Annotated in this window: 16 protein-coding genes; 12 read left to right on the top strand and 4 right to left on the bottom strand. The window is 69.1% G+C overall.

The genetic code is table 11. The annotated features are described in order from the left end of the window. Positions 1-105 precede the first annotated feature (105 nt). The 5 genes from ACQP03_RS22760 to ACQP03_RS22740 all read left to right on the top strand — a co-directional run bounded on the left by ACQP03_RS22760 (position 106) and on the right by ACQP03_RS22740 (position 4,203). Complete coding sequence (locus tag ACQP03_RS22760; protein WP_357171041.1) at positions 106-1,746, top strand: ParB/RepB/Spo0J family partition protein; 1,641 nt, start codon at positions 106-108, stop codon at positions 1,744-1,746. A gap of 153 nt (positions 1,747-1,899) precedes the next feature. Continuing rightward, on the top strand, positions 1,900-2,340 hold the full coding sequence (locus ACQP03_RS22755; protein ID WP_357171043.1) for a hypothetical protein: 441 nt from the start codon (positions 1,900-1,902) through the stop codon (positions 2,338-2,340). Continuing rightward, entirely contained in the window at positions 2,337-2,741 is a 405-nt protein-coding gene (locus tag ACQP03_RS22750) for a hypothetical protein (RefSeq protein ID WP_357171045.1), read from the top strand. The genes ACQP03_RS22755 and ACQP03_RS22750 overlap by 4 nt, the downstream gene beginning before the upstream one ends. Next, the gene (locus tag ACQP03_RS22745; RefSeq protein ID WP_357171047.1) at positions 2,738-3,262 is read left to right on the top strand and encodes a DUF3085 domain-containing protein; all 525 of its coding nucleotides are present in this window, start codon (positions 2,738-2,740) and stop codon (positions 3,260-3,262) included. Before ACQP03_RS22750 ends, ACQP03_RS22745 begins: the two co-directional genes overlap by 4 nt. Beyond that, positions 3,262-4,203, top strand: a complete 942-nt coding sequence (locus tag ACQP03_RS22740) for a hypothetical protein (RefSeq protein ID WP_357171049.1) — start codon at positions 3,262-3,264, stop codon at positions 4,201-4,203. Before ACQP03_RS22745 ends, ACQP03_RS22740 begins: the two co-directional genes overlap by 1 nt. Positions 4,204-5,489: 1,286 nt before the next feature. On the opposite strand, the gene ACQP03_RS22735 is transcribed toward ACQP03_RS22740, so the two are convergent. Together ACQP03_RS22735 and ACQP03_RS22730 are read right to left on the bottom strand one after the other, a co-directional pair. Beyond that, a complete protein-coding gene (locus ACQP03_RS22735) occupies positions 5,490-8,321 on the bottom strand; it encodes a DUF6042 family protein (RefSeq protein ID WP_357171051.1) in 2,832 nt (943 codons plus the stop codon). A gap of 126 nt (positions 8,322-8,447) precedes the next feature. After that, positions 8,448-8,780, bottom strand: a complete 333-nt coding sequence (locus ACQP03_RS22730; protein WP_357171053.1) for a hypothetical protein — start codon at positions 8,778-8,780, stop codon at positions 8,448-8,450. A 181-nt stretch (positions 8,781-8,961) separates the two neighbouring features. Between ACQP03_RS22730 and ACQP03_RS22725 the strand changes: the two genes are divergently transcribed. The 6 genes from ACQP03_RS22725 to ACQP03_RS22700 all read left to right on the top strand — a co-directional run bounded on the left by ACQP03_RS22725 (position 8,962) and on the right by ACQP03_RS22700 (position 12,689). Beyond that, positions 8,962-9,834 (top strand): bifunctional DNA primase/polymerase, encoded by an 873-nt coding sequence (locus ACQP03_RS22725; protein ID WP_433458308.1) that lies wholly within the window; start codon positions 8,962-8,964, stop codon positions 9,832-9,834. Positions 9,835-10,285: 451 nt separating this feature from the next. After that, on the top strand, positions 10,286-10,714 hold the full coding sequence (locus tag ACQP03_RS22720; RefSeq protein ID WP_357171057.1) for a single-stranded DNA-binding protein: 429 nt from the start codon (positions 10,286-10,288) through the stop codon (positions 10,712-10,714). Between the two features lie 87 nt (positions 10,715-10,801). Beyond that, complete coding sequence (locus ACQP03_RS22715; protein WP_357171059.1) at positions 10,802-11,248, top strand: single-stranded DNA-binding protein; 447 nt, start codon at positions 10,802-10,804, stop codon at positions 11,246-11,248. Between the two features lie 114 nt (positions 11,249-11,362). Further along, complete coding sequence (locus ACQP03_RS22710) at positions 11,363-11,581, top strand: hypothetical protein (protein ID WP_357171061.1); 219 nt, start codon at positions 11,363-11,365, stop codon at positions 11,579-11,581. Between the two features lie 26 nt (positions 11,582-11,607). Beyond that, positions 11,608-12,048, top strand: a complete 441-nt coding sequence (locus ACQP03_RS22705; RefSeq protein ID WP_357171063.1) for a hypothetical protein — start codon at positions 11,608-11,610, stop codon at positions 12,046-12,048. Between the two features lie 479 nt (positions 12,049-12,527). Beyond that, a complete protein-coding gene (locus ACQP03_RS22700; protein WP_357171065.1) occupies positions 12,528-12,689 on the top strand; it encodes a hypothetical protein in 162 nt (53 codons plus the stop codon). Positions 12,690-12,802: 113 nt separating this feature from the next. On the opposite strand, the gene ACQP03_RS22695 is transcribed toward ACQP03_RS22700, so the two are convergent. Continuing rightward, positions 12,803-13,630: a hypothetical protein gene (locus ACQP03_RS22695; RefSeq protein ID WP_357171067.1), complete on the bottom strand. Its 828-nt coding sequence runs from the start codon at positions 13,628-13,630 to the stop codon at positions 12,803-12,805. A gap of 22 nt (positions 13,631-13,652) precedes the next feature. Further along, the gene (locus tag ACQP03_RS22690; RefSeq protein WP_357171069.1) at positions 13,653-14,102 is read right to left on the bottom strand and encodes a hypothetical protein; all 450 of its coding nucleotides are present in this window, start codon (positions 14,100-14,102) and stop codon (positions 13,653-13,655) included. Between the two features lie 487 nt (positions 14,103-14,589). Between ACQP03_RS22690 and mobF the strand changes: the two genes are divergently transcribed. Then, complete coding sequence (gene mobF / locus ACQP03_RS22685) at positions 14,590-19,194, top strand: MobF family relaxase (protein ID WP_433458304.1); 4,605 nt, start codon at positions 14,590-14,592, stop codon at positions 19,192-19,194. The last annotated feature ends 83 nt before the right edge of the window (positions 19,195-19,277 follow it).

Here is a 19,277-nt window from a genome sequence, read left to right as displayed (position 1 = left end):
CGTGCCGATCGGTCGGCCTTGACGGATCGGGCCAGCACCGCTCACCCGGCCACCGCGCCGGCCGATGGGCGGCTTCCCCTTTTTCCGTTGTTGGAAGGACTTTCCGTGTCTACAGCCACCTTGACCCCTGTCACTTCCGACGAGGTCGTCACCGGCGAGATCGTTGGTGACGGTCTCGATCTGATTCCGCCTACTGATCTGCCGACGCTTCGGTCGGAGTACATCGATCCGAGCGAGTTGGTCGACAACCCGCGCAACCTGCGCACCGACATCGGTGACCTGGCCGACCTGAAGGCGTCGATGGCCGTGGTCGGGGTTCTGTGTCCCCTGGTCGTCATCCCGGTCGAGGGCAGCGACAACATGTTCCAGTTGATCATCGGGCATCGTCGTAAGTACGCGGCGATCGACCTGGGGGTGAGCCAGGTGCCGTGCTGGGTCGCCGCCGACGAGGGTGCTGCGTTGCAGATCGTCGCCCAGCTCGCGGAGAACGGCCACCGGATCGGGCTGACCCCGACTGAGGAAGCGGAGGCGTTTCACCAGCTCACCCTGCTGGACTGGTCCCCGGAGCAGATCGCGAAGGTCCGCGCGATTCCCACGGCGAAGGTCAAGCAGACCCTGCAACTGCGTGCGCTTCCGCAGGCGGCCCGTGGCGCCGCCGACGCTGGTGCTCTGACCCTGGAGGACGCCGCCGCGCTCGCTGAGTTCACCGAGGAACCCGCCGCCCTCACCCGGATCCTCAAGGCGACAGGGTCGGCGTGGGGTTTGCGGCATGCGATCGCCTCGGAGCGGTCCAAGCGTGTGTTCGGCGCGGCGAAGGAACGGCTCAAGGCCGAGCTGGTTCTCGCAGGGGTGAAGGTCACCGGGAAGCCGAAATCGTTCCCTTACAGTGGTCTCGAGGTGGCCGCCGACGCGTTGGTCGACGCCGATGGGCAGCGCCTCGATCCGGATGTGGTGATGGCACGGCCGGGGTTCGCCGCGTTCGTGGAGAAGGGCCTCGGCGACGCCGCGCGGGCGGTGGTGTACTGCACCGACCCGGACCGGTACGGCTACACCCGCTTCAACAGATTCGGCCCCCAACTGTCGAAGGATGAGCTGGCCGAGCGGGAGGAAGCCGAGCGGGTCCACGCCGAGTATCTCGAGAACCTCACGCTGGCCACGACCGTGCGGCAGGACTTCTACCGCAAGTCCTACGCCTCAGCCCGCGCCTCGAAGCGCCTGTTCCCCGAGGCGCTGCGCAACGCCGTGGCCGACACCGCCTCGATCCGGTTCGCCGACGTCGACGACCTGTACACGGCGTTGGGTGGTCACGGCATAGACGTAATCTTGGCGGCCGGTGAGGACCGGTTGCGCCGGTGCCTGGTGGCGCAGTGGATCTGCGCCCACGAGCGCAACCTCGGCTACGCCGCCGCCGACATAGCCTGGAAATTCGACGCTGACTCGGCGGCGTTCTGGCTCGACCAACTCGTCGCCGACGGCTACACCCTGTCGGAGGCGGAAATGACGCTGCGGCAGTCCCTGCGGGGCGACGAGGAGCCCGATGAGAGCGCCGACCAGGACCTCGATCCGGACCTCGACGGCGAGGTCGCCGAGATCGAGCTGCCGGCAGACGGCACCGCCGACGGTGAGCGCGGCGAGCCGGGCGGCGGACAGGGAGCAGATTCCGAGGCCAGCGACCCGATCGAGGAACTGGTCACCGACCTCGCCCTCGCCGAACTGACCGAGTCCGAGTCCCTGACCACCGTCTGACGTCTCACCGCACTAACGCCCTTCGGCGGGAGGCCAGCGCAGCGCGCTGGCCTCCCGCCGTCTTGCCGCGTCGGTGCCCCGGACCTCATCGATGCGCCTATCGAGGCCGTCTCCGGCGAAACCCCGTCCCCTGACCTGATCGGAACCGCAAACATGACCAGCAATCCCCAGGCAGCCACCGGCACCATCCCCGATGACCGGGCTGCCCGGCTGGTGCGCATCCGCCAGCGACAGATCCTGCTCGCCCTCGAAGAGCACGGCCCCGGCTACCAGCGGGTCACTGGCGACGGCTGCCGGTACGTGGCCGAGATCGTCAAAGCCACTCGTGAGGAGTGGGATTGGATCTACGCCTACGGTCGGACCCATCCCGAGGCGCTCACGGAGACCGGTCCGGTCCGCAACCCGCAGCAGTGGCACGACCTGCGCCGCGAGCAGGGTGAGACGGCGTTCGCCGCGGCCCAGACGGCGTTCGAGGCCGGGGACCATCCGGCGGCACTGGATCACCTTGACGAGGCACGGGCGCTCGGCGTGCTGACGGAGGAGTCCTGGGATCGGGTCCGCCGCTATGTCCTGGCCACGAGGGCGGCGCGATGACCGGCGACCGGCATCCGGACACGATGATCGTCGACGAGCTGACGGCGTTTCTCAACCGTGAGGCGGACCCTTCCGGTGCCGACGTGGTCGAGCTGCTGTGTGGGCTGATCTCGGGCAGCGGACGGCCACTGATCGATGAGGCGTGGGAGATCGAGGCCGAGGTGACCGAGACCCGCTACGGGCTACAGGTCGCCGCCGTCACCGCGGACAAGTACGTCGTGCGCGTGTATCAGCCCACCGACCGCAGCGCCGATCTGCGTGTCGAGGTGCTCACCGAGGACGGCGACGACTTCGGGCTCGCGGTGACCGTCGACGGCCGTCCGGTCTTGGACGCCATGACCTTCACGTGGACCAGCACCGTCCCGCCAGACCTGCAACTGACAAGGGAAACCCGCCGATGATCAGCCTGCTGTTTCCCCTGGACGAGGCGCTGCGCCTGGCCGAGCACGCCCTTGCCGCACCCGAAAACGTGCGGTCGCTGACCCGCGAGGACGAGGGCCGGCCCGCGGTGCCGGCGCTGCTGTGGGTCAAGGACGACGGCACCTACCTGATGAGCAACGGCATCCCCGGCCTGCCCGCCGACCCGGGCCGGCCCGACTCCGGGCAGCAGGTCGTCTACGCCGACGGCTGGGGCTCAGGTACCCGCCAGGAACTCGGGCACACCGACGAAATCGGTGGCGACGACTTCGTCGAGCACCTCGAACTGACCCAGCGGTTCTCCGACGGCCGCCTCCTGATCGACCTCCTTAGGGCGGCGGCCCGCCAGCGGCGGCCCTGGCTCGCCCTCGTTCTGGAGGACTTCGACACGTTCCGGTACGCGTTCCCGAAGCCCGACACGCGGGCACCGGTCGTGAACCAGGGGCCCCCGGCAGGCCCGTCACGACACCCTTCCGCGAATCGTCGCGATGTCGGAGGGCTGTGATGAGTCGGAGTTCGCAGACCGAGGCGTTGCGGGAGATGCGGAACCTCATCGACACGAACGCCGGGAGGGTTCAAGGCCAGTCGCTGCGATACCGCAGCCACGGGCCCATCCCGGCTGGCGCCCTGACGCCTGAGGCCGCCGCGCTGCTGCACGACAGCGTCTACCGGGAGCGGGGGACTCCGGTGACCGGTGACACGATTTATTACGTCGTCTCCTGCGACGGAACCCCAGTCGCGTGGCTCACCTACAACGCGCGGGTCGTCACACCCGCTGCCACGCTGACCAGCTACCAGCTTCGCCACCAGGCCCAAGCCGTTGTTGCCCTGTCCCACCTGTCGCGCGGCGCCATCAAGTGCCTGGCCCGTCTGCGTGACGCCAGCAACGGCCGCAGCCCCGGGCCCGAGCCGCACCGGAGTGATTCGGGTACGCAGGTGCTCGTCGCCGACCAGGCCGACCCGACCCTCACCCACTGGACCCGGATCACCACCGACCCTGCCGAGTCGCTACGTCATGTGCGGCAGGTCTGCGACGCGACCGGCCCGGTCCTGATCGTCGACGCGTTCGGGTACGGCGACTACGGCCGCCTCCGCGACCGTCTCGACATCAACGTGCTGTGCATCATCGAAGCCCTCGCCGCCACCCACAACCTGCCGCCAGCGGTCGTCGGGGACTGGCTGCACGTTGAAGGTGCCACCACCACCGACCTCACCGCCGAGCAGATCACGACCGCGGTCAACACCGCGTACGTCGGAGTCCACTCCGGTCGCCACGGCTTCGCCACCGTCGAACGCGACCGACGCGGCTGGACCGGCGCGCTGCGGGCCGCCGATATCCCGGACCGGTTCTTCCACACCGAAGCGTTCGTCGAGCACCTGTTCCGCGACTCCGTCCGCGACGTCAGGATCCCCGGCACCGGCATCGCCGTGTTTCGCCGCACCTGACACAACCACCCACCGGCGGACCACCGATCCCGACGCCCAGGCGGCGACCGGCGATGGCTGCGCCGTCTCTCAAGACCCGGCCGAGGTCTCCACCACGAGGGCCACGTTATGACCGAGACCAGCCACGCCATGGCCGGCTACGGCCTGGTCGCCGTCGCGGCCGACGTCCGGGGCGACCGGCGTCGTCTGCTAGCAGGTGACCGGGCCGCACCTACGCAGCTCGATCGCGTTCAAACCCCACGTCCTCGATGACCAGGGCGTCGGGACCGGATCATCATCCAACTCGCTGAGGGCGACCAATTCTTCGCCGACCACCGGGACGACCTGTCGCCGTCTACGGCATCACCGCGAAAGGCGGCGCCGTCGTGAACCGACCCGACGCGACCCGACCTGGCCGCACCGCCTGGACGTGCCGGGGGTGCCCGAACAGACGAAGCGGAACCGTCCCGCGACTGCCGCCGAGCTGCCCGAGCGCATCCGCTGGTATCTCCTCACCGTGATCAGCGTGCTCGCCGACTCCTACCGCCGGCTCGACACGGACGCGCTGTCCGCGAACACGGCCCTCATCGCAGTCCCCCACAGACCAAGATGGTCAGAGTCGGTGTCGCTGTCCGACCCGGAATCGTCCGCGCTCGCTACGTATGCGCGGCCGGGAGACGGCCGGTTATTCCCGGGCTCTGCTCGCGCCGCTGACGCCTCGCCGACCAGGTTCCGCACGGCACTGACTGACGGGCTTGTCAGTTGCGCGATGGTCCCACGAGTCTCGCCCAGGGCTTCGAGCCGGGCGACCGCCTGCGCGGCGAGCCGGGCGGGCTCGCGGGCGCCCCGTTCGGCATCGGCGATGACGCGGACCGCCTTCTTGGCACCCTGAGCGGTGACGCCGGCCGCCCGCTCGGCTTGCTCATAGAAATCGGCCAGCGCCTCGGTGATCTGCCGCGACCGCTGAAGCTGCTCGGTGTCACGGGAGGCCGCGTCCGACGCCGAGGTCTAACAGGCATTCGGCACCAGATACCCGAGGTGGGTCGGTCCGTCGGACCTGGCGGTCGCCTGGGTCCGGGCGGAAGTGGCCGCCCCCCGCCAACGACTGACCCCGGTGACGGGTCGCTGAGCGCTCGACCTGTCGAGAACCATCACGAATGCCTGTGAAACGGCTATCAACCGTCAGTGCTACTCCAACCCTCGTCGTTTGTGGATTCAAGGCTCACCCGGGCGGTCGCTACCAGAGTCGCCCCCGGGTGACGGCGGCGCGACCAGGTGGCTTCGACGCCTGCGGCTGACTTCAATGATCACCGTCTGGGTGCAATCTCGAAGAAAGACGACACCGCTGGGTCCTCCGACTCCCGGAACTGCACTTCCTGTACCTCGTGATTCCAGATCAACAGGCCGTTCCGTGCGAGTTCCAGGAGCGCCCCCGCGGCCGCCGGAACCGAGATCCGTTGTTCGACCGCAGCCTGGGCCATGCTGTAGAAGATCCTGTTGCCGTTGGGGAACCGGACGGCGAACGGCAGCGCCCCGAGAACCGCGATGACGTCGCCGTCGTCCTGCCGGAACTGCTCGGCCAAGCTCTGGTAGACCTGCCACGGCGGCCCGGACCATCGCAGATGCTGCAGGTCGATGTCATCCCAGTCGTCGTCCTCGTGGTCGGCCTCGCCTGCGTCTCGGCTCCAGTCGAGCAGCAGCGTGATGCGGGCGTGCTCGGCAATACGCTCCAGGTCAGCGGGATCAACGTCCTTCATGAACCGCTGGACGCGTGTGTCCCCGTCACGGATCATGCCGGCGAGCGCGTCGCGGACCGCGGGCCCGCCCATCGACGCCTCGTCGGCGAGCCGTTGCACGCTGGTGACAACGACCTCCGGACATCCCCTGCCGCGAAGGTGCCGGAGCAGATGGTCGACGGCCGGCCGGATCCGGGTTAGCAAGGCTACCCGTTCCTCGTCGTGCACGAACTGGTCGGTGAGCGTCAGCACCTGCGCCACCGGCGGGAGATCGTCCTCGCACCGCCACCGCTCGACACCGTCCTCGACGCTGCGGTGGTAGACGCCAATGGCTGCCAACGTGTCCGCGAGTTCCCCAATCGTTGCCGGTTCCCTGATGTCCAGCGCGGACAACGCCGACCGGAAGGACTCCCGTGAATGTGCCTTCAGCAGGTTGGTCTCCTCGTCGTTGTCGTCGCTGATCCCCCAGTCCAAGGGCGTCTGCGTGCCTTCGGGCAGCACGCCGGCGCGGACGACGCCGAGATGGTCGAGCAGGTCGGCCAGGCTGCCGTCGATTTCCAGGACGGTGGCGGTGGCGACGGCGATCTCGACGAACATCGCATCGTGCGGAAGCAGCCGCTGCCAGCCGGACAACTGCCATTCCCGGCGCCAGTGCGCGACGTCCGAGCGGACCTCCTCCGGTAGTCGTCCAGAGATCAGATACTCGCGGAAGGTGTCCCAGTACGTGTCGAGCCGGCCGCCGATCTCCACCAGCAGACGTGCGGCGATCAGCGAGTCGATGACGGCGGCCGGAACCATTTCGGCTGCCTCGGCTATGGAGACCGGCGCCACCGCGGCGACCTTCTCCAGTGTGTGCCTTTCCACCGGCCGCAGGCCCGAGAGGTCCTTGTCGAACAGGGCTGCGACATCGAACTGCTGATGCGCCAGCATGTCACGACGCTGATCGGCGACGTGCTCGGCAAGCTTCTTCAGCAGCCACGGAAGCCCCTGGCAGTACGTCCGTAGCTTCGCTTTTGTGCCGGGCGGCAACCCTGCGTCGAGTCGTGCCAGGGCGTCATCAATCTCGTCATCGGTCCATGTCTCCAGCGTGAACACCGCGGACGTCGCCAATATCTGGTGGCGGACCGGGTGCGCGAGGTCGTCGAACCATTCGCCCATGTCGGTTCGCCAGGCGAACCCCAGCGTCAACGGGACGTCGGTGCCGGCGATCGCGAGGACCAGGTCGCGGAAGTCGCGGGAGGCCAGTTCGTCGGTGAGCACCGCCTCGAACTGGTCGAAGAACAGCAGCAGGGGCCGTTTCGGCGTGTGCCATGTCGCGTTGCCGGCACTCTTGACGGCGTTCGCCACGCCGTTCCAGGACCGGTCGTCCCCTAGTGTGACGTGCCCGGCCGCTGCGGCCTGTTCGACGAACCAACCCAGCGCGGCGGCCGCGTATCCACTGCGGCCCGCGGTGCGGGTGTCAAAAACGGCTGCGTAGCCGCCATGTCGCTCAATCTCGGTCTTGAGGCGCAGGGCGACCGAACTCTTGCCCCATCCCGATTTGCCGTGGATCACAATAGAGGAGGCCGTGCCGACCTTTCCCATGATCTGGTCGATCAACTGCCGCCGGCCGACGAAGAACTCGGCGGCTGCGGGCAGCCGGTAGTCGAGGCCAGTGTCACTACCGCGGACCTCCACTAGCACCGGTAGGTCGGCTGCCACCCCAACAGGTTGCGCATCCGGCGGAGTGCGGTACGGCGAGACGGGCAGGCCCCGGGCGTACGCGTCTTCGGCGACGAGTTCCAGCACCTTCGCAGGAACCGGGGCCGTGCCCCAGACGACGATCTCCGTGCCCTGCCGAGTGTCGGTGTCCAGCACGACCCTCGCAGAAAACACCCCATACTCGGTGATCACCAGGGCCGGGTCGGTGAGCATTCTGTCGCGAAGCGGGGCGGGCAAGGGCTCGATCATGTGCAGCTGGCGGGCGATGTCGGCGGTCCGGTCAGCGTCGAAGTAGGCGAACAGGCTGTCTTTGGCCTGGATGGTGCGGGCCTGCTCGGCTCCGCTGCGCGACAACCCCGGAAGCGCGAACAGGAGCCCTTCGGTTTCCGGTTCGGCCAGCCGCCGCGCGTGAACTTTGCCGTAGAAGGCGACGAGTTCCTTGGCCGGGACCGGACTGCCGTACGCCTTGCACTCGACCAGCACAGTCCGGCCGGTTTTACCATGTCTGAGCACGACGTCGAGCTCGATACCGCTGCTGGTGACATTGATGTTCTCACGGCGGGGTTCCTCGAACCCGAAGCGGGTCAGCAGCCGCGCGATGAAATATTCGAAGAGATGCCCTCTGGCGTTGGCCAAATCAGATGAACTACTGCCTTCGGCAAGTACGACAACCTTCGTCTCCTGAACCGTCAGCGAGTACATCAGCCGATGTTATCGAGCGCGGTTCACTCACCAACCATAGGCTCCGCCGAGCGGGCGCCGTGGTAAGACGTGGGAAGTGGCCGCTGTCCCGGCCGATCTGCGAGCCCCGTTGTCGAAGCGGCCCGCTCAGGTGCAGGCCGCGATGCGCGAGGCGGGCGTCGACCAGGCCGCCGCCACCCGAGGCAGCAAAAGGTCACTCTCCTCTACTTCGAGACCGCGCAGGACGAGTCGTGGTCCGTCGACAGCGTAACGCTGGCATACGACGAATCGGCCCCGCCGCTGGCCCCGCCGGGGCGCGGTGGCGTGCAGCGGGTGGTGACTGTGGGAGGCGTTGCCGGGCAGTTCAGTGGCGACGAGTTGGACACTCTTGCCCGCACCGCCGATGAGGGGGTGCACGGCGACGTCGACGGTGACGGCGACCCACAGCGGAAACGCACCGGTCGCGCGTACCGGGCACATATGGCCGAGATGGCATGACCCTGGCCGCGCCGCGACCGCCGCCCAGCCGAGGGCGCACGGACTGCCGCAACCACTCGGCCGGGTCCGCTGATCCGCTGGGAGTGGGTCACGCCCGCCGCATCGCTATCAAAGGCGGACGGCTGCTGCGGAACATGGAGACGGAAGCAGGGGAGGTGAGGAGATGGTGAAGAGTCTGCTCGGAGCGGCCTTGGGGTACGCGCAGGCCGGAATCCCGGTGATGCCGTTGCACACCCCGGTACCCGGCGGGGGTTGTTTTTGCCGGGAGCGGGACGAGTGCGGCTCGCCGGGCAAGCATCCACGGCTGCGGCACGGGCTGCACGAGGCGTCCACCGACGCCCGGCTGATCCAGTCGTGGTGGCGGCGCTGGCCGAGGGCGAACATCGGCCTGGCCACCGGAACCACGTTGGATGTCTGCGACGTCGACACGAACGCCGGTCTGCGCGCGGTCCTCGATCTGCTCGACGTGGTCCGCCCGGCTGGGCCGCTCGTGCGTACGGGGCTCGGCTACCACCTGTGGTTCGGCCCGACGGGGTACGGCAGTCGGATCGGGTTGTTGCCCGGGGTGGACTGGCGCGGCCGGGGCGGAGCCGCTGTCGCGCCGCCGTCGCTGCACTCGACCGGCCACCGGTACGTGTTCACCCAGCCGTGGGACGGCGGCACGCTGCCGCAGTGCCCGCCGGCGCTTGCGCGGTTGGTGGTCCCGCCAGCGCCGGTGTTGGCGCTCGGCGCCGAGCCGATCGCGGATCTCGACCGGTACGCGCAGGCCGCGTTGGACGGGGAGGTGGGTCGGATTCTGGCCGCGCCGCGTCCGGTGTTCCGGGGCGGGCAGCGGGTGACGGGCGGCGGGCGCAACAACGCGGTGAACCGGGCGGCGTTCCGGCTCGGACAGCTCGACGCGAGTGGAGCGCTCGACGAGGCCGTGGTGTGGCCCCGGTTGACCGACGCGGCGGTGTCGGTGGGGTTGAGCCAGGCGGAGGCGCGGCGCACGATCGCGTCCGGTTGGCGGGCCGGTCTCCGCCGCCCCCGGCGCTAACCCGGTCCGCGACTCGTCATGGCGGTCGTTGTCCACCGCTGGTGAGGGCCGGGTCCGGTGGGGCCGAGCGTGCGCGGGGAGCGGGCGGGTTGGGGCTTGCGGGCCGCTACCGCACCCGGCCGCGTACCGAAGGCTGAACAGTGCGGTGCTGGGCCCGGCAGGGTGCGGTGCGGTTGTCGGCCGTTGGTGGTCGGTGGGATCCGTGGCCGCCTGATGCCGCTGCTGAGGGACCCGAAGGTCAGCCCACCCGGGCGCGGGGCCGCTAAGCCCAGCCAAAAACATCTTGGCTGTCTTGTCTCGCTCCGCTCGACGCCAAGATCTTTTTGTCTGGTTGCTTGCAGCCCCGGCCCACGGGCGGGCTCTGACCGGCCCCGTCAGCGCGGCACCCGGCGCCGGATCACACGACCCGGCCGGCACCCGCACCCCGCACCACCCTGATGGGAGCACCGTCATGCTGTTCAGCTTCACCTTCGAGGGCAACCTGGCCGACGAGCCCGAACTGCGCTTCAGCCCCGCCGGCAAGGCCGTCTGCAAGCTGCGCGTCGGGCACAACACCCGCCGGCGCACCACCGCCGGCGAGTGGGTCAACGGGCCGACCATGTGGGTCACCGTCACCTGCTGGGAAGCACTCGCCGAACGGGTCGCCGAGAGCACCAAGAAGGGCGACACCGTGATCGTCGACGCCCGCGACGACCTCAGCGTCTGGGCCTACCTCAACCAGAGCACCGAAAAGCCCGCCGGTCAGCTCCAAGTCACCGCCGCGAACGTCGCCCTGTCGATGCGATTCGCGCCCGCGCAGTCCCAGCGCACCGCCAAGCCCGCCGCCGGTGCCGACGACCCGTGGGCGCCGTCGGACCGCGACCTCGAACCGGCCTTCTGACCCCACCCCCGCGCGGGGCCGGTCACCTCTCACCGGCCGGCCCCGCTCGCCTCGCCGAACCCCTGTCGACGTTTGGAGCGCCCCGTCATGTCCTTGTTCGCCTGCGTCATCGAAGCCCGGCTCACCGCGTCCCCGCAGACCGGCCACACCCGCGAGGGCCGCGAGTTCGTCCAGTTCCCCGTCGTACACCGCGACCGCTACCGCGACCACACCGGCAAGTGGGTCGACACCCGCGCCATGTTCTTCGAGGTCATGTGCTGGGGCGACCTCGCCACCCGCGCCCGCAACCTCACCCGCGGCGATCAAGTGATCATCGAAGCCGGGCAACTCCTGCCCTACATCAACGACAGCGACCTACCCGCGATGAAGGTCCAGGCCCGCAACCTGTCGATCTCCATGCGGTTCACCGACGCCCACGCCGGGCCGCAGATCAAAACCCGTCGCGGCGACATCATCACCACCGCCGACGGTGAGCAGTACGCCGCCGACGCCTACCCGGACGTCACCACCGACCGGGAACTCCTCCACCACTGACGCACCTCCCGGAGCGGGCCGGTCGCGGACTCCCACCGCGACTGGCCCGCCCGAGCCCGCCGTTCCGCCCCGACGCGTACGGCCTCTCACACCGATCCCCCCTTGGAGTCAACGGTGTTCACGATCCCGACCGCGCCCGCCCCACCTGTGCACCACCGGGACCAACCCGTCACCCACCACGGCGGCGAACACGTCTACCCCGGCCGCCGCGTCGTCGAAGGCGACTGGCTCTACCCCTCGCCCGAGCTGTGCCGCGACGACCGCCCCGACGGCCAGTGGATCGCCAACGGCCAGGTCTTGGTCTGCCGTTTCTGCGGCCTGGACTGCACCTAACCCAGCTCGAACCCTTTGGAGCGCCCATGCCCCCGACGAGCCAACAGCGCTTCACCGCCGCCCGCACCTACCTCGTCGCCGCTCACCGGGCATTGTCGCCCGTCGTCGAAGCCGCCCACCCGAACGCGGCGAGGTGCCTACCGATCCCGCCGATCAGCGTCCCCAACACCATCGCGGACGTCCGCACCCAGCTCGACATGCTCGCCGCCAACCTGTTCGACCCCAAGTGGCACGGCACGCACCGTCAGTGGATCACCGCCTGGAACCGGTGCACCCACCTCGAGCGTGAACGCGCCATCGCCCTGAAAGAGCTCTACTACCGCTGGTACCGACTACTGGCCGCCGTCTGGTACCGCGTCGACGACAGACCCGTCCCGGGCTCCGCGGCCGACATCGAAGACCGCAGCAAGAACTTCTTCTACTGGCTGCACCAATACCCGGCTGATGGCCGGCGCCGCAATCGCTGACCGTCCCCTGCCCTCACGGGTTCCTTGCCGGAGACGGCCCTGCCGCATCCCGCCGCAGCGGCGGATGAATCGCATCGCACATCCTGGCCGGCGTTGGTGCGAGCCCCGCACGCAGTCCCGCCGTTGAACGCGGCGGCCCGTGCCCGGGGCACTGGATGCGCGAGCCGTTGTCCGGAGTCGTTGGCGTCGCACACCGTTCGCCCCGGCGGGCGACCGTACGGACCGCCCGGCTGGCCCGCGGGTGCGCGCTTGCCAGCCCCAGTGGTGACCGACCAGGCCGCGTCAGGCAAGAGCCGTCACAACATCTTGGCCCGGTCCGCTTCGCTCCCCGGCCGCTGCGCTTCCAAGATCTTTTGTCTGGCTTTCTTGCCTGCCCGCTGGCCATGGCCGGTCCCTCACCGATCTGTCAGCGCGGCACCCCGGGGGCCAAACCCGCAGGGCACCGCCGCACCCGGTACGCACCGCCAGGAGGCATCGTCATGCGCCACACCAACCAGTCCACCGACTACCGCCGCAGCGGCAACGCCAACTCGACCCGCCGCCACCGGTTCGTCCTGGTCGGCCAGAAGGACTTCTACGACCCGAGCAACCCCGCCGACCTGGCCGAGTACCGAATGGTCGTCCGCTACCGCCACCACTGAGCCACCAACGCAGAAAGGGCCGGACCCATCGGGTCCGGCCCTTTCCGCATGTCACGACGCACCGCAGACGCTCGTCGGACGCCACCGGGTGTCCGGTGTCGTCGCCCTCGCGGTCACACCCCGGGTGATGTCTGGAAGGTGCGCCAACTCATCGGCGCGGACTGCGGGCCGAGTTTCATCAGGTATCCGCGCCGTCCGTAGAGTGGCTCGTCCCACAGCCACCAGTAGAGGTCCACCAGCCGAGGCGGCCACAGGGTTACGCCGGCTCCGCCGAGTCGTCCGGCGCGGTTGCGGTCGGCGAGCTGGGCCAGGTCGTCGCGCAGTTCCAGGGCGTGCGGGTTCCCGGCGACTGCGGCTGTGGTGGCTCCAGCGATGAGGTCCGCGAGCTGGAGGTGTTCGAGGTGGTCGGACGGGCAGGCCATGATGGGCAGCCCGATCCATTCCGGTGCGGTGAACGGGGTGCCCACTTGGGTGAGTTCCCGGGAGGCAGCCAACCAGGTCCGGCGGGCTTCGCCTCCGCCGCCGGGTTCGTCGGCGATCATCAGCGCCTTGCCGCCGCTGTTGGCCAGGTGAAGTGACACCTTGTCGTAGAGGTAGCGCATCACTTTGGCTCGCACCTGGTCGACTGGCTCGTCGCCGGTCCGGTCGTAGATCACGGTGACCGATCGGGCGCCGGCCTCGATGGCGGCGTGTAGCATCGCCCGGCGCAGCATCGGACGTGCCCGGTTACCCTCCGGCGTTTTGAGCCAGCTTCCGTTGGCGGGGCTCCACTTCAGTTCGCAGTTTGTCGGGACGCCCAGATGTGTCCGCACATTGCGCATGGTCATGGAGTAGCGAGTCATGCCGTCGCCGGTGAACGCGACGGCGGCCATCGCGACCAGGTGATGCAAGCCCCGGCGATGGACGTGCTTGGCGTTGATCTCGCTGTCGTCGGCGAACACGGTCCTCATCGCAGAAGTCCCCTCACAGGCCAGGGTGGCCTGGGTCGGTGTGTGCCCCGGACTCGGAATCGCCCGGGTGTGTTGCGTGCGGAGGATGGGATGGCGTCCGTTCGTGTTCGGGCTCGGCGCGCGCCGCTGATGCCTGACTGATCAGGTCCCGTACGGCGCCAACCGGTAGGCCGGTCAGTTCGGCGATCGCGCCGCGGGTCTCGCCGAGTGCTTCGAGCCGGGCCACCGCCTGCGCGGCGAGCCGGGCCGGTTCGCGGGCCGCCTGTTCCGCGTCGGCGATGATCCGGGCCGCCTTCTCGGCGCCGTGAGCGGTGATGTCGGCCGCGCGCTGGGTCTGCTCGTAGAAGTCGGTCAGCGCGTCGGTGATCTGCCGCGACCGCTGAAGCTGCTCGGCGTCACGACGTTGCTTGGCTTCCTGCGCCCTGCGGATCGCTGCCGCTCGGGTACCACTCGTTCGTGCCATACGGGGAAAAGTAATCACGGAAATAGGTGCGCGAAAGAGGCGTTAAACAGACTGGATAAGAAAAGCCAGCATCGAATAACCGCCGTCACATGATCCTCGACGAAGCCGACAGGAAACGGACAAAATCCCAGCCCAATACGCTCATCAAGATCAAAAAAACAGGGGCCAGACACCTCTTGCACTTGTAGTGACCATGGGGGAGCGTTGGTCTCCAATAACAATTCAAAGGCGACCCTGGGAGGTGCGGGATGGGTATCGAAGTCGCCGTTCCGTATTCCCGAATCCGGTTGTGGTCGGGGGGCATGACGAGCCGGCCCTCACGCCTGCGGGGCGTTGCGTATCGCCGGGCGGCCGGGCGAAGCCTGTCCGCCGGCCCGCGAATTTCCGCGGCCCGGTGGCCAGGGTGTTCCGGACGCGCCGGTGGCCTGCTCGCAGCTGCACCCACCCGCCCGACCCTGGCCGCGTACGGACATGTCGGAGTCCGGCGATGATGACCATTCACAAGATCACCGTGGGGGACGGGTACACCTACCTGACTCGGCATGTCGCCGGTGGTGACGTCGACCGGCGGCGCGGTCAGGACGCCACCGACTACTACACGGCCGAAGGTAACCCGACCGGCCAGTGGGTCGGCGCGGGTCTGGCCGGTCTCGGAATCACCCCCGGCGACTTTGTGGACGAGGCGCAGATGCGTGCCCTCTACGGATTTGGCTGGCACCCCGACGCCGACCGGATTATCGCCGCCTACCAGGCCGCGCACATTGCCGCCGACATGACGCCCGAGCAGATCGCCACCGTTAACGATCAGGCCCGCCGGCACGCCACGCTCGGCCGCCAGTTCCCCGTCTACAAGGCCCTCGACCCGTACGAGGAGCGGGTAGCCCGCCGCTTGGCGGTGATCGCCACGGACATGGGCCGCGACGCGACCGAGGCGGAGGTCAAGAAGGTCCGGCACGAGGAGTCCGCCCGCCAGCGCGGTGCCAATGCCGGCTACGACGCCGTATTCGCCCCGGTCAAATCGGCTGCGCTGCTGTGGGCTCTCGACGAGCGGGAATCGGTTCGAGCGGCTGTCCGCGCCGCGCATGAGGAGGCCAAGAATTCCGCGCTCGGGATGCTGGAGAAGCACGCCGCCTACACCCGCACGGGCAAGGCCGGCATCGCCCAGATCGAAACGCGGGGCCTGGTAGCGGTAGCGTTCGATCACTACGACTCGCGGTGCGGCGACCCGAACTTACATACCCACGTGGTCATCGCCAACAAGGTCCAAGGCGTCGACGGCAAGTGGCGGTCCCTGGACGCGACCGCCCTGTATCAGATGACCGTCGCCGCGTCGGAGCACTACAACACCACCTTCGAGACCGCGCTGACCGCCCGGCTCGGGGTGAGCTTCGCTTCCCGTCCAGGGACGGCCGCGGGCAAGGAACCGGTCCGCGAGATCGAGGGTGTGCCCGACACCTGGATCACCCAGTTCTCCAAGCGGCGCACCCAGCTGGAGACACGCTACGACGAGCTGCTGCGCGACTACCGCCGCGAGCACGGCTACGACCCGGGCACGAAGGTCGCCCAGAAACTCGCCCGCCAGGCGACCCTGGAAACCCGCGACGGGAAGAAGCCACCCCGCTCCTTGCAGGCAATGCGGGCGGACTGGCGCGAGCAGATCACCGACGCCCACGGCCCGGCCGCCCTCGACGTCCTGGCGACGATCGCCACCGTTCCGACCGCAGCCAAGATCGGCCCGTTGACCAATCAGCAGGTCGACGAACTCGCCGCAGAGGTGATCGGCAGGGTCGCCGCGGCGCGGGCAACCTGGACCCGGTGGAACGTGCACGCCGAGACCGAACGAACGCTGCGCGTCGGCGGACTCCGGTTCGCCACGGTCGACGCGCAACAGCGCATCGCCGACGCGATCACACAGCGGGCCGTGTCCCCAGCGCACCGCATCCTGATCGACGCCCCAGCGATGGTGGACGAACCCGACGTGCTGCGCCGCTCCGACGGTGAATCAGTCTTCGCCCGCCACGGCACGTCCCGATACACCAGCCAGCAGATTCTCGACGCCGAACAGCGCCTGCTCGACGCCGCACGCACCCCCACCCTCATCGGCATTCCCGCCGCAGCGGTCACCACCAGCCTCAGCCAGTTCGAGACCCGCCACGGCCGGACCCTCGACGCCGGGCAGCGCGACCTGGTGACCGCATTCGCCACCACGGACACCCGCATCGCGGTCGGCATCGGCGCGGCCGGCACCGGCAAGACCACCGCCATGCGGGCACTACGCCACGTCGCCGACGCCCACGGCAGGCGCCTGATCCCGCTTGCCACCTCCGCCGCGTCAGCCGCCGTACTCGGCAACGACATCGGGACCACGGCCGAGAACCTGCACAAGTTCCTGTGGGAACACACCAACGGTCCGGACGCCCACAACCTCCACCACCACAAGCAGGTCTCGCCCCAGCGACTCTGGTTCCAGGTACGCCCCGGTGACATCATCCTGGTCGACGAGGCCGGCATGGCCGGAACCCTGCCGCTGGAACGACTCGTCACCATCGCGGAACGGCACGGCGCCAGCGTCCGACTGCTGGGCGACTGGCGGCAACTCGGCGCGGTCGAATCCGGCGGCGCGCTGCGGCTGATCGCCCACGACGCCGGAGCCGTCGAGCTCGACACCGTGCACCGGTTCGCCAACCCGGCCGAAGCCGCCGCGACCATCGCGCTACGCACCGGCGACACCACCGCCCTGGACTTCTACGACACCCACGGCCGCCTCCACGGCGGCTCCCGCCAGGCCATGGCCGACGCTGTTTACAAGGCGTGGCGGGCCGACATGCTCGTCGGCCACGTCACCCTGATGATCGCCGCCACGAACCGCGACATCACCGCACTGTCCGCGCGTGCCCGCGCCGAACGAGTCGCCGCCGGTCAGGTCGAAACCCTCGGCGTCGCCTTGGCCGATGACAACCTCGCGGGCAAGGGCGACTGGATCGTCACCCGCCACAACAACCGCAAACTCAGCACCAACCGCGGCCGGGACTGGGTCAAGAACGGCGACGCCTGGACTGTCGAACACCGCTACCGCGACGGGTCACTCCGAGTACGTCACCAGCAGCACGGCGGCCGGTGCACCCTGCCCGCGGACTACGTCACACGGAATGTCCAACTGCACTACGCCACCACCACCCACCGCGCCCAAGGCGCCACCGTCGACACCGCGCACCTACTCGTCGACGACCAACTCACCCGCGAAAACCTGTACGTCGCGATCACCCGCGCCCGGCTCGCGAACCACGCCTACGTCGCCACCCACGAACTACTCCCGCTCGACGAGGACGAACGGCTCGACCGGCCCCGCTACGACGCCAACGCCCGCGCCGCCCGCGAAGTCCTCGACACCATCCTCGACCGCGAAGGCGCCATGCTGTCGGCGACCGAAACCATCCGCCGCACCCAGCAACAAGCCGCCTCGCTCTCGACCCTGGTCCCGCACTACCTGCACGCCGCCGAGCAGGCCACCACCGCCGGATACCAGCAGCTCATCCACTCGATGTTCGACCCCACCACCGCCGCACTCGTCACCAACGACACCGCGTTCCCCGCCGTCGTGCGGGCACTACACGCCGCCGAAGCCGCCGGATGGCAGCCCGAGCAACTGCTCGCCACCGCCGCCCGCCGAGGTCCGCTCACCACCGGCGACTCGCCCGCCCAACTGCTGGCCTGGCGCTGCACCACCACCATCCACGAACACCGGGCACCCACGCGCCTGGCCCAACCCACCGCGCTCGACGCCGCCCGCTACGCCGCGGTCATCGCGCCGCTGACCGGTCTCACCCCGGCGCAGCTCGACACCCGGCGGGCGCTGCGACGTCCCGGCGCGCTGACCGTCGACCCCGCCATGGCAGCTGCGCGGGACGCCGACCACTACCAGTCGATCATCGTCGGGGTTCTCGGCCCGCGCGTCACCATCCGCGCCGCCAGCGAGTCAGCATGGCCGGCGCTGGCCGCCGCCGTCCGCCGCGCTGAATACGCCGGCCACCATCCAGCCGAGGTTCTGCAGCACGCCTACGCCCAGCGGGAACTGGCCACCGCCGACTCGCTCAGCGAAGTCCTCGCCTGGCGCATCGGCCGCTACCTCGACAACCACCCCGCCACCGGACCAAACGATCCCGAAAACACCTGGAACCAGCTCGCGTGGGCGCTCAAAGCCGCAGAAGGCGCCGGCACCGACACCAGCATCGTGTTCGCCAAGGTGCAAGGCGTGGTCACCCCGGAGGAACTGCTGCGCTACCTCGAAGCATCCACCCGCAGCCACAATCAACCCGCCACCCACACGGCCGACCTGCCCCCGTGGCTGTCGCCCGCGACCGAAACCGGCGACGCGCGCTACACCGAATACCTCGCCGACGCCCGCGAGCAGATCGGCGCACGGATCCGCGACCTCGCCCTCGACGCCGCGACCACCCGACCCGCCTGGACCACCGTCTTCGGTACCGCGCCGCAACCCGGACCCGACTACGACACCTGGCTACACCATCTCGGCACCGCCGCCGCATACCGCGACCAGCACCAGGTCACCGACGACACCACCACCCAACCTCTCGGCCCCTACATCGACGCCGGCCGCGCCGGCCACCACGCCTACTGGAAAACCGCCGAAGCCGTCATCGCGGCCCATCGCATCACCCACCGGGAGACCAGCGGCCCAGACCGAACCGACGCACTCGGGCACCGGATCGCCGCCGACATCTACACCGGCCTGGCCGCCGACGAACGCGCCCAGATCAGCAGCGCCATGGCTTCACGTCTCGGACCACTGTGGCAGGGCGATCCTGGTGACGCCGACACGGCGGCCACCCAGCCAATCCACGCTACCTACCTCGCGGCGGCACTCCGTGAACGAGGCCACCTCCACGCGAACGACGTCGCCATGACCCAGAACGAGGCGCACCGGACGCTAACGGCCCAGGAAGCCGAGCGCCTAGCCAGATTCGCCGATCAGGCGCGGCGGCACCAGGCACCGCCGACGGCCACAATCCAGCCAGACCTCTTGCCGCCAGCCTTCCCGCCGCAACAGAGCGGACCGACTGTGAGAAGGTGAATCCCGTAGTGCTCGTACGGTAGGAGCCCGTTTCCATACGGCCACGAACCTATTCACCGCCCGCGTGCTGGGCCGAGCAGAGC

Source organism: Micromonospora sp. CA-248212 (assembly GCF_050948405.1).
Lineage (GTDB): Bacteria > Actinomycetota > Actinomycetes > Mycobacteriales > Micromonosporaceae > Micromonospora.
The sequence above is the reverse complement of the archived record's forward strand: the minus strand, read 5'-3'. Positions and strand labels throughout refer to the sequence as shown.